This window comes from Nonomuraea corallina, assembly GCF_027620315.1.
In the GTDB taxonomy this organism is placed as follows: domain Bacteria; phylum Actinomycetota; class Actinomycetes; order Streptosporangiales; family Streptosporangiaceae; genus Nonomuraea; species Nonomuraea corallina.
On the sequence record NZ_JAPNNL010000230.1, the window covers coordinates 1 to 9,908 of the forward strand.

Below are 9,908 nucleotides of genomic sequence, written 5' to 3' on the forward strand. Positions count from 1 at the left end.
CCACCTCCGCCGGCCGGTTCCGGGGAGGTGGCCGCCGCCCGCGCTACGGGTAGAGGCCGCGCATGCGGTGGGCCTCGGCGACGCGGCCGACGCCGATGACGTGCGCCGCCTCGCGCAGGGTGAGGTCGCGTTCCGCGGCCACGGACTTGACCTCCCCGAACGCGCTCTCCATCAGATCGCGCAGCTTGCGCTCGATCTGGCTCTCGGTCCACGAGCAGGACTGGATGTTCTGCACCCACTCCAGGTACGACACGATGACGCCGCCGGCGTTGGCCAGGATGTCGGGCACGATCAGCGTGCCGTTCGCGCCCAGGATGCGGTCGGCCTCCGGCGTGGTCGGGCCGTTGGCCCCCTCCACGATCATCCGGGCCCGCACCCGCGGCGCGTTCGCCTCGGTGATCGCGCCCTCCAGGGCGGCCGGGACCAGCAGGTCGACGTCCAGCTCCAGCAGCTCGTCCAGGCCGAGCGCGTCGGCGTGGCGGTAGCCGAGCACCTGGCCGGTCTCGGCGACGTGGGCCGCCAGCGCGGGCACGTCGAGCCCGCCCGGCGCGTACACGGCCCCGGTCACGTCGGAGACCGCGACGACCTTGCAGCCGGCGTCGGCGAGGTACTGCGCGGCCGCCGCGCCGACCTTGCCGAAGCCCTGCACGGCCACCGTCACGCCCTCCGGCGAGCGGCCGAGCGCGCACAGGGCGGCGATCTGCACGCCGCGCGAGGTGGCGCCGGCCCGGCCGAGCGAGCCGCCGAGCGGCATCGGCTTGCCGGTGACCACGCCGGGCACCGCGTATCCGGCGTTCACGCTGTAGGTGTCCATGATCCAGGCCATGGTCTGCTCGTCGGTGCCGACGTCGGGGGCCGGGATGTCCTTCTCCGGGCCGATCAGCGGCAGGATCTCGTTGACGTAGCGGCGGGTGAGCCGTTCGAGCTCGTTGGTGGTGTAGCGGGCCGGGTCCACGGCCACGCCGCCCTTGGCGCCGCCGTACGGGATGCCGACCAGCGCGCACTTCCATGTCATCCACATGGCGAGGGCGGTGACCTCGTGGATGTCGGTGGCCGGATGGAAGCGGATGCCGCCCTTGGCCGGACCGCGCGAGACATTGTGCTGGACCCGGTAGCCTTGGACGACGTCCATGCCGCCGTCCTCGCGGCGGACGGGCACGGCGACGGTCAGCGACCGGCGCGGGGTGGCGAGCATGGCGCGGAGCCCGTCGTCGAGCCCCAGCCGCTCGGCCGCGCCGTCGAGCTGGAAGAGCGCGGATGCCAGGGCCTCGCGGCCCGCGGTGATCTGTGCCGGCGTCGTTGACGGCACCATGACACTCATGGGAGAGCTTCCTCCTGTTACGTACGCCCTGAACGGGGTAAAGGCGTCGTTGCCTTTAACCCTTTTGGGCGTTGTTGTACGGATTATCGTAGAATGAGGCCACGAAAATTGTGTGATCCCCGTAAGATCCAAGCTGCTGATCCAGATGCCTGGAAAGTGCCACTCTGGCAGGCTTGTGGCCCGGAGTGTGCCGAACTGTCGAAGCGGAGGGTGTAATGCCCGCACTGGTGGTCGGGCCGATGTTGCGGTACGTCGATTCTGCCAGCGCCTCGATCTTCGTGGAGACCGATGAGCCGTGCACGGTCGCCGTCGAGGCATCCGGCAGGTCTTTTGAGTCCGCGACCTTCACGGTGCACGGCCATCATTACGCGATCGTCGACATGACAGAGCTTTCCCAGAATGTCGACTCCTATGCCGTCACCCTCGACGGCGCGCGGGTGTGGCCGCTGGAAGGCCGTCCGCCCAGCCGGATCCGGCTCATCCCGCCGGAGGGCCCGTCGCGCATGATGTTCGGCTCCTGCCGCACGACCGCGCCGCACGAGACCGCGAGCGTCCTCATCCACGGCTACGACGTGCTGCGCTCCTACGGCTGCCATCTGACCGAGGCCGGCGAGGAGGAGTGGCCCGACCTGCTGCTGCTGCTCGGCGACCAGGTCTACGCCGACAGCCCTTCGGCCGACATGCTGGAGTTCATCCGCGAGCGCCGCGACACCGAGCCGAAGAACGAGATCGCCGACTTCGAGGAGTACGCCGAGCTCTACCGCAGGGCCTGGACCGACCCGGACATCCAGTGGCTGCTGTCCACCGTCTCCAGCGCGATGATCTTCGATGACCACGACCTGCGTGACGACTGGAACACCTCGCAGACCTGGCGCGAGCAGATCGCGCAGACCGGCTGGTGGAGCCGCAGGGTGGTCGCCGGGCTCGGCGCCTACTGGATCTACCAGCACCTGGGCAACCTGTCCCCGGAGGAGCGCGCCGCCGACCCCCTGCTGAGCAAGCTGGTCGACGGCGGCGGCGACGGCGCGGCCGAGCTCGACGCCTTCGCCGCGCAGGCCGACGCCGAGCCGAGCAGCAACCGGTGGAGCTACTCCCGCGACCTCGGCCACGCCCGGCTCATCATGATCGACACCAGGTGCGCCAGGCAGCTGACGCCGGGCGACCGGCGCATGCTCGACCCCCTCGAATGGGCCTGGCTGGAGGAGGAGGTCGCCAAGCCCGCCGAGCGCCTGATCATCGGCTCGTCGATCCCGTTCCTGCTCCCCGAGGGCGTGCACGGCGTGCAGAACTGGAACGAGGCCCTGTGCGACGGCGCCTGGGGCCCGACCGTGGCCCGCCTGTCCGAGAACTTCCGCCAGGCCGTCGACCTGGAGCACTGGGCGGCCTTCCGGCGCTCGTTCGAGGACCTGTCCAAGCTGCTCGTCGAGCTGGACAAGCCGGTGCTGATCCTCTCCGGCGACGTCCACTACTCCTACGTCGCCAAGGCCCGCACCAGCCCGATCTACCAGATCGTCTGCTCACCCATCCGCAACCCGCTCAGCCGCCTGCTGCGCTGGGCCAACGTGTTCACCCAGTTCGGCATCGCCACGCTGATCGGCGGCCTGCTGGCCCGCTCGGCCAAGCTGCCCAGGCCGCCCTTCCGCTGGAAGATCATCAAGGGGCCGTGGTTCCAGAACGCGATGGCGGAGCTCACCTTCCCCGGCACCGAGGCCACCTGGTACGAGTCCACGGGCGACGACGTGCGGAAGGTCGACACCGTACGGCTCGAATGACAGGGGGCGCCGCGTCCCCGGCGCGCCGGCGTCTCCGCCGGCCGGGCACGCCGGCGCCCATGGTCAGCGCAGGGCTCCGATCGTCTCGGCGAGCCGGTCGAGGGCCCAGTGGAGGTCCTCCTCGGAGATGACGATCGGCGGCGCGAGCCGGATCGTCGACCCGTGCGTGTCCTTGGCCAGCACGCCCCGCGCCATCAGCGCCTCCGACACCTGCCGGCCGCCGGCCAGCGACGGGTCGATGTCGACACCGGCCCACAGACCGCGTCCGCGCACCGTCACCACGCCGTGGCCGACCAGCTCACGCAGCCGCGCGTGCATGATCGCGCCCAGCTCGGCCGCCCTGGCCTGGAACTCGCCGGTCCGGAGGATCTCCACGACCGCGTTGCCGACCGCGCAGGCGAGCGGGTTGCCGCCGAACGTGGACCCGTGCTGTCCCGGCCTGACCACGCCCAGCACGTCCCGGTTCGCCGCGACCGCCGACACCGGCACCACGCCGCCGCCGAGCGCCTTGCCCAGCACGTACATGTCGGGCACCACGCCCTCGTGGTCGCAGGCGAACGTCTCGCCGGTGCGGCCCAGCCCCGACTGGATCTCGTCGGCGATCATCAGCACGTTCCGCTCGGTGCAGATCTCGCGCACCTGGGTGAGGTAGCCGTCCGGCGGCACCAGCACCCCGGCCTCGCCCTGGATGGGCTCGACCAGCACCGCGACCGTGTTGTCGTCGATGGCCGAGCGGACCGCGTCGGCGGAGCCGTACTTCACCACGGTGAAGCCCGGGGTGTAGGGGCCGTAGTCGGCGCGGGCGTCGGGGTCGGTGGAGAAGCTGATGATCGTGGTGGTGCGGCCGTGGAAGTTGTCCTCCATCACCACGATGTTGGCCTTGTCGCGCTCGACGCCCTTGACCAGATAGCCCCACTTGCGGGCGACCTTGATCGCGGTCTCCACGGCCTCGGCGCCGGTGTTCATCGGCAGGATCATGTCCTTGCCGGTCAGGTCGCCCAGCCCGGCACAGAACCGCGCGAACTGGTCGTGGTAGAAGGCCCGGCTGGTCAGCGTCAGGTTCCTCAGCTGCTCCTGCGCCGCCGCGAGGATCTTCTCGTTGCCGTGGCCGAAGTTGAGCGAGGAGTAGCCGGACAGGAAGTCCAGGTAGCGTCTGCCCTCGACGTCGGTGACCCAGGCGCCGTGCGCCTCGTGGAGCACCACGGGCAGCGGATGGTAGTTGTGGGCGCTGCGGAGTTCGCTTGTCTCGATCAGCTCTGCGCTGGTGGTCATGTCAGTTCTCCCCCCTGATCTCGAGTGTGCAGCACTTGGGGCCGCCACCCGCCTTGCGCAGTTCCGACAGGTCGACCGAAACCACCTCGTACCCTCGCCTCTTGAGCTCAAGCTGGAGGTCGCCCGCCTCGGCGTTGATCACCACGTTGACGCCGTCGCTGACCGCGTTGAGCCCGAGCACGCCGGCGTCGGCCCCGGTGGCGAGCACCGCGTCGGGGAACAGCCGCCTCAGCACCTCGCGACTGCCCTCCGAGAAGGCCTCGGGGTAGTAGGCGACGTTGCGGCCGTCGAGCGGGAACAGCGCGGTGTCGAGGTGATAGAAGCGCGGATCCACCAGCCGCAGCGAGATCACCGGGCGGCCCAGGAACTCCTGCGCCTCGTGGTGGGCCCCCACCCGGGTGCGGAAGCCGGTGCCGGCCAGGATCAGCTCGTCCATGGCGAGGAAGTCGCCCTCGCCCTCGTTGACGTGCTCGGGCGTCAGCGTGGGGTAGCCGCGCTCGGCGAACCAGCGCAGGTAGGCCGGCCCCTCCGCGGCCCGCTGCGGGAACGCGAAGCGGGCGCCGTACACGCGGCCGCCCACGACCAGCGCGCCGTTGGCCGCGAATACCATGTCGGGCAGGCCCTCGACCGGCTCGATCAGGCACACCTCGTGGCCGAGGCTCTCGTACGCCGCCTTGAGGCTCTCCCACTGCCGCATCGCCACGGCGCGGTCGGCGCCCGCCGCGGGATCCATCCACGGATTGATCGCGTACTCGACCGCGAAGTGCTCCGGGGGGCACATGAGAAAGCGTTTGGGCATGCACGACTCCGTCGTCTTCGAGCGGGGGATTTCCCCATGTCAGGGGACGAAGCACAGCCTAGGAACGCCCCGCGCGCAGCCGGAAGGGGGCGTGGTTGCGCGGACGCGCGGATTCGTTGCGACTATCAGCCCAGGACAGGCGATCCATTGCGTGGCTCCGGCAGATTGGCGCCGGGCGGGCTGTCGACCAGCCTCGACAGCACGATCGCACTCTTCGTCCGCACCACGAACGGCTCCGCGGCGATGCGCTCGATCACCCGCTCCACGTGCCGCACGTCGGTCGCCCTGATGTGCAGCAGCGCGTCCGCCTCGCCGGTGATCGTCGCCGCGCCCACCACCTCCGGATGGCGGGCCACGGCCAGCGCGATGTCGGACGGCTTCGTCTTGCCCTGGCAGAACAGCTCGACGTACGCCTCGGTGGTCCAGCCCAGCGCGGCGGGCGCGACCATGGCGCTGAACCCGGTGATCGCGCCGCTCTCGCGCAGCCGGTCGACCCGGCGCTTCACCGCCGACGCGCTCAGGCCGACGTCCTGCCCGATCTCGGCGTAGGTCGCCCGGGCGTCGTCGACGAGCGCGGCGATGATGTCACGATCCAGCCGGTCGAGTTCCACGGGCTCTGTATACCGCCTGCACCGTGTGGCGCGCGACGATCTGATCGCGGCAGACTGGCCACTTCAGTCAGGCACGGGGAGTGGGCGAGTGATGAGCAAAGGGACGTTCCCTGACCGGTTCGTGTGGGGCGTGTCGACGTCCGCGTACCAGATCGAGGGCGCGCACGCCGAGGACGGGCGGGGGCCGTCCATCTGGGACGCCTTCTCCGACGCGCAGGACGCCTGCGACCACTACCACCGCTACCCCGGCGACGTGCGCCTGATGAAGGACCTCGGCGTGAGCGCCTACCGGTTCTCGGTCAGCTGGCCGCGGGTGCTGCCCACGGGCTCCGGCCGGGTGAACACCGCCGGGCTCGACTTCTACGAGCGACTGGTCGACGAGCTGCTCGCGGCCGGCGTCACCCCGTACGCGACCCTCTACCACTGGGACCTGCCGCAGGCGCTGGAGGACGGGGGCGGCTGGCCGGAGCGCGACACCGCGCTCCGCTTCGCCGACTACGCCCGGACCGTGCACGAGCGGCTGGGCGACCGGGTGCACACCTGGTTCACGCTGAACGAGCCGTGGGTGGCCGCGTTCCTGGGGTACGGCGCCGGGGTGCACGCGCCCGGCAGGCGGTCGCCCGCCGACGCCTTCCGCGCCGCCCACCACCTGCTGCTCGGGCACGGCCTGGCTGCCTCGGCGCTGCGCTCGGCCGGCGCGGCCAGGGTCGGCGCGGTGCTCAACTTCGCGCCCGTGATGACCCCCGGCCAGGTCACCGACCCGGGCCGGCAGCTGTCGCAGGAGGACGCCGACGCGGTCGCCAGGATCGACGACCTGGTCCACGGGCAGTTCCTGGAGCCCATGCTGCGCGGCCGCTACCCCGGGCGGCTGCTCAAGGTCGTGGAGTCCGCCGCCGGGCTCGGCCACGTCCGCGACGGCGACCTGGCCGCCATCGCCCAGCCGCTCGACCTGCTCGGCGTCAACTACTACGCGCCCAGCGTGGTGCGCGCCCAGCCGGGCCAGCCCGCCGACCCGGCCTACCCGGGCAGCGACGGGGTGCTGTTCTGCACCGTGCCCACCGCGGTGACCGCGATGGGCTGGCCCATCGTGCCCGGCGCGCTCACCGTGCTGCTGCGCCGCCTGGCCCACGAGTACCCGGAGCAGGAGCTGATGATCACCGAGAACGGGGCCGACTTCGTCGACACCGTGACCGGCGACGGCATCCACGACGTGGACCGCGTCAGCTTCCTCGAAGAGCACCTGCGGGCCCTGCTCGCCGCCGTCGGCGAGGGCGCAAAGGTCCGCGGCTACCTGCTGTGGTCGCTGCTCGACTGCCACGAGTGGGCCGACGGCTACCAGCGCAAGTTCGGCATCGTGCACGTCGACTTCGCCACCCAGCGGCGGCGGCTGAAGGACAGCGCGCTGTGGTACCGCGACGTGGTGCGCCGCAACGGCCTGGCCGACACCCGGCCCAGGCGGCCCACGCTGGAGACGGTCGCCGCCCGGGCCAAGGTCTCCCGGGCCACCGTGTCCCGCGTCGTCAACGGCGACGCCGCGGTCAGCCCCGAGGTCCGCGAGAGCGTCCTGCGCGCCGTCAAGGAGCTCGGCTACGTGCCCAACGCGGCCGCCCGCAGCCTCGCCACCCGCCGCACCGACACGGTCGCGCTCGTCCTGTCCATCCCGCGCCAGGACGACGCGCTCACCGCCGCCGTCGTCCAGTACGTCACCAGCGTCCTGGAAGGGGCCGGCAAGCGGATCATCCTCATGCTCGCCGACACCTCCGAGAGCCACCGCCGCATCGCCGGGCACGTCGAGGCCCGGCTGGCCGACGGGGTGGTGCTGCTCCCGACGGACGGGGCCGACCCGCTCGCCGAGCGGCTCGCCCGCACCGACGCGCCGCTCGTCCTGCTCGGCCGGCCCGCGATCAACTCGCTCGTGCCGTACGTGGACGCCGACAACGCCGGCGGCGCCGCCGCGGCCACCGAGCACCTGCTGCGGCAGGGGAGGCGGCGCATCGGCCTCATCTGCGGCCCCACCCATCTGGTCGCCGTCCAGGACCGGATGGCCGGGCACCGCGACGCGCTCCAGCGGGCCGGGCTGCTGCCGCACGTCTCGCTGGCGGACGACACCGCCGGGTCCGGCGCGGCGGCCCTGGCCCGGCTGCTGGCCGACGAGCGCCGGCTGGACGCCGTCCTCGCGACCTCCGACCACCTGGCGATCGGCGCGCTCAGGGGCGCGGCGGAGGCCGGCCGCCGGGTGCCGGACGACCTGGCGGTCGTGGGCTTCGGCGACATCGAGGCGGCCGCGTACACCACGCCCGCGCTGACCACCGTGCGGACGTCGCCGACCGAGCAGGCCATGGCGGTGGCCCGGCTGATGCTGTCGCGCCTGGAAGGCCGGCACACCACGCCGGTGGTGCTGCCGGCCAGGCTGGTGACGCGCTCCAGCGCCTGACCGGCTCCCGGCCGGGCATGGTCGAGGCCCGTCCCGCGGCAGGACGGGCCTCGGCGGGGGGTGCTAGTTCGTGGAGAAGGTGAACCAGTTGACGTTCACGAAGTCGGCCGGCTGGCCGCTGCTGAACGTCAGGTAGACGGTGTGCTTGCCGGTCGTCGGCGTGATGTTGGCCGGGATCGTCCGCCAGCTCTGCCAGCCGCCGGTGTTGGCCAGCGCGAAGTCGCCGATCGGCGTCGCGGTCGGGCTGCCGAGCCGCACCTGGACGAGTCCGCTCACGCCGGCCGCCGCCCCGGACGCGACCCTGGCCTTGAACTGCCCCGCGGGCGTGGAGCCGAAGTCGACGTTGTCGAAGCGGAGCCAGTCGCCGTTGCGGATGGCGCCCACGTTCTGCCCGCCGCCGGTGTCGGTGGTGGTTTCGGTGATGGTGCCGGACTGGGCGCTGTAGCGCTCGGCCTGGATGGTGGAGCGCGCGTCGAACCCGTCACCCGGCGGGTCGGTCGGCGGGTCGGTCGGCTGGGTGACGGTGCCGCTCTGCCACACCGCCACGTAGTCGACCAGCATCGGGCGGCCGGGCACGGTGGCGGCGGTCGGCGTGCCGAAGCCCGCCACGCCGTTCGGGAAGGCGCCGCCCATGGCCACGTTCAGCAGCAGGAAGTAGCCGGCGTGGCCGGTCATGTTGCTCCACGTGGTGGCGTCGAACTGCGACTGGCTCAGGCTGAAGAACTGCTGGCCGTCGACGTACCAGCGCAGCTGGTTGGGGCTGACGCTGCGGTCCCACTCGAAGCGGTAGGTGTGGAAGGACGACTGGCAGGTCGAGCCGGGGCAGGCGCGGCTGGCGCCCAGTCCCTGGGTCTCGTTGCACGGGCCGCCGGGGTTGACGCCGCAGTGGAGCACGGCCCAGACGCTGTTGAGGCCGTTGACGTTCTCCATGATGTCGAACTCGCCGATCGCCGGCCAGTTCCAGTAGTTGCCCCGGTAGGGGGAGCCGAGCGCCCAGAACGCCGGCCAGTAGCCGAGGGCGGCGTCGCCGGTGACGTTCGGCATCTGGATGCGGCCCTCGATGCGCAGGATGCGCCCGTCGGCGGGCTTGAAGTCGGCGCGGCGGGTCTCGATGCGGGCGGAGGTCCACTCGCCGTTGGAGGCGCGCAGCGGGGTGATGCGCAGGTTGCCGGAGCCGTCGAGGCTCAGGTTGGCCGGGTTGGACGTGTAGTTCTGGATCTCACCGGTGCCCCAGTTGGCGGGGCCGCCCGGATAGCCGTGGCCGGTGTCGATGATCCAGTTGTTGGACGAGGGGAGTGAGCCCGACGAGCCGTTGAAGTCGTCGGCCCAGACCAGCGACCAGCCGGAGGGGGTGGCGGGGACGGAGGCGGCGGCGGTGGTGGCGGTCTGGACCAGCAGTCCGCCGAGGACGGCCAGCGCCGCGGCGACCGCCGCGACCCGGCGGCGCGTCCGGGACGGTGGTGAAGTCATCACTGCTCCTGGGGGGAAGGGAGACCGATGGAGAGAGCGCTCTCACGCCGAACGAAAACACACTCCATTACCCGTTGTCAACAATCCGCACCACGAGGGGGGCGCAGTGGTGAGCGGTCACCGGCGCATTCAGAGAGCGCTCTCCGCATAGGAGAAACGCGGGGGACGCCTCCGGTGAGGGGCGCCGCCGCGCCTCGGCGATCCGCTCGCGGGCGCGGGCCCGTACGTC

7 protein-coding genes are annotated in these 9,908 nt (G+C 71.8%); 2 read left to right on the forward strand and 5 right to left on the reverse strand.

Going from position 1 to position 9,908, the window contains the following annotated elements; genetic code table 11:
- Window positions 1-43 precede the first annotated feature (43 nt).
- Window positions 44-1,321 (reverse strand): Glu/Leu/Phe/Val family dehydrogenase, encoded by a 1,278-nt coding sequence (locus OUY22_RS33625; protein ID WP_270159314.1) that lies wholly within the window; start codon window positions 1,319-1,321, stop codon window positions 44-46.
- Window positions 1,322-1,536: 215 nt separating this feature from the next.
- Between OUY22_RS33625 and OUY22_RS33630 the strand changes: the two genes are divergently transcribed.
- Complete coding sequence (locus OUY22_RS33630) at window positions 1,537-3,093, forward strand: alkaline phosphatase D family protein (protein WP_270159315.1); 1,557 nt, start codon at window positions 1,537-1,539, stop codon at window positions 3,091-3,093.
- A 63-nt stretch (window positions 3,094-3,156) separates the two neighbouring features.
- On the opposite strand, the gene rocD is transcribed toward OUY22_RS33630, so the two are convergent.
- The 3 genes from rocD to OUY22_RS33645 all read right to left on the reverse strand — a co-directional run bounded on the left by rocD (window position 3,157) and on the right by OUY22_RS33645 (window position 5,775).
- Entirely contained in the window at window positions 3,157-4,365 is a 1,209-nt protein-coding gene (gene rocD / locus OUY22_RS33635; RefSeq protein ID WP_270159316.1) for an ornithine--oxo-acid transaminase, read from the reverse strand.
- Window position 4,366: 1 nt separating this feature from the next.
- The gene (gene ddaH, locus OUY22_RS33640; protein WP_456299858.1) at window positions 4,367-5,194 is read right to left on the reverse strand and encodes a dimethylargininase; all 828 of its coding nucleotides are present in this window, start codon (window positions 5,192-5,194) and stop codon (window positions 4,367-4,369) included.
- Between the two features lie 95 nt (window positions 5,195-5,289).
- Entirely contained in the window at window positions 5,290-5,775 is a 486-nt protein-coding gene (locus tag OUY22_RS33645) for an Lrp/AsnC family transcriptional regulator (protein WP_270159318.1), read from the reverse strand.
- 91 nt (window positions 5,776-5,866) lie between these two features.
- Between OUY22_RS33645 and OUY22_RS36820 the strand changes: the two genes are divergently transcribed.
- Window positions 5,867-8,209, forward strand: a complete 2,343-nt coding sequence (locus OUY22_RS36820) for a GH1 family beta-glucosidase (RefSeq protein ID WP_333486842.1) — start codon at window positions 5,867-5,869, stop codon at window positions 8,207-8,209.
- A 63-nt stretch (window positions 8,210-8,272) separates the two neighbouring features.
- On the opposite strand, the gene OUY22_RS33660 is transcribed toward OUY22_RS36820, so the two are convergent.
- Entirely contained in the window at window positions 8,273-9,679 is a 1,407-nt protein-coding gene (locus tag OUY22_RS33660) for a glycoside hydrolase family 16 protein (RefSeq protein ID WP_270159319.1), read from the reverse strand.
- Window positions 9,680-9,908: the final 229 nt, after the last annotated feature.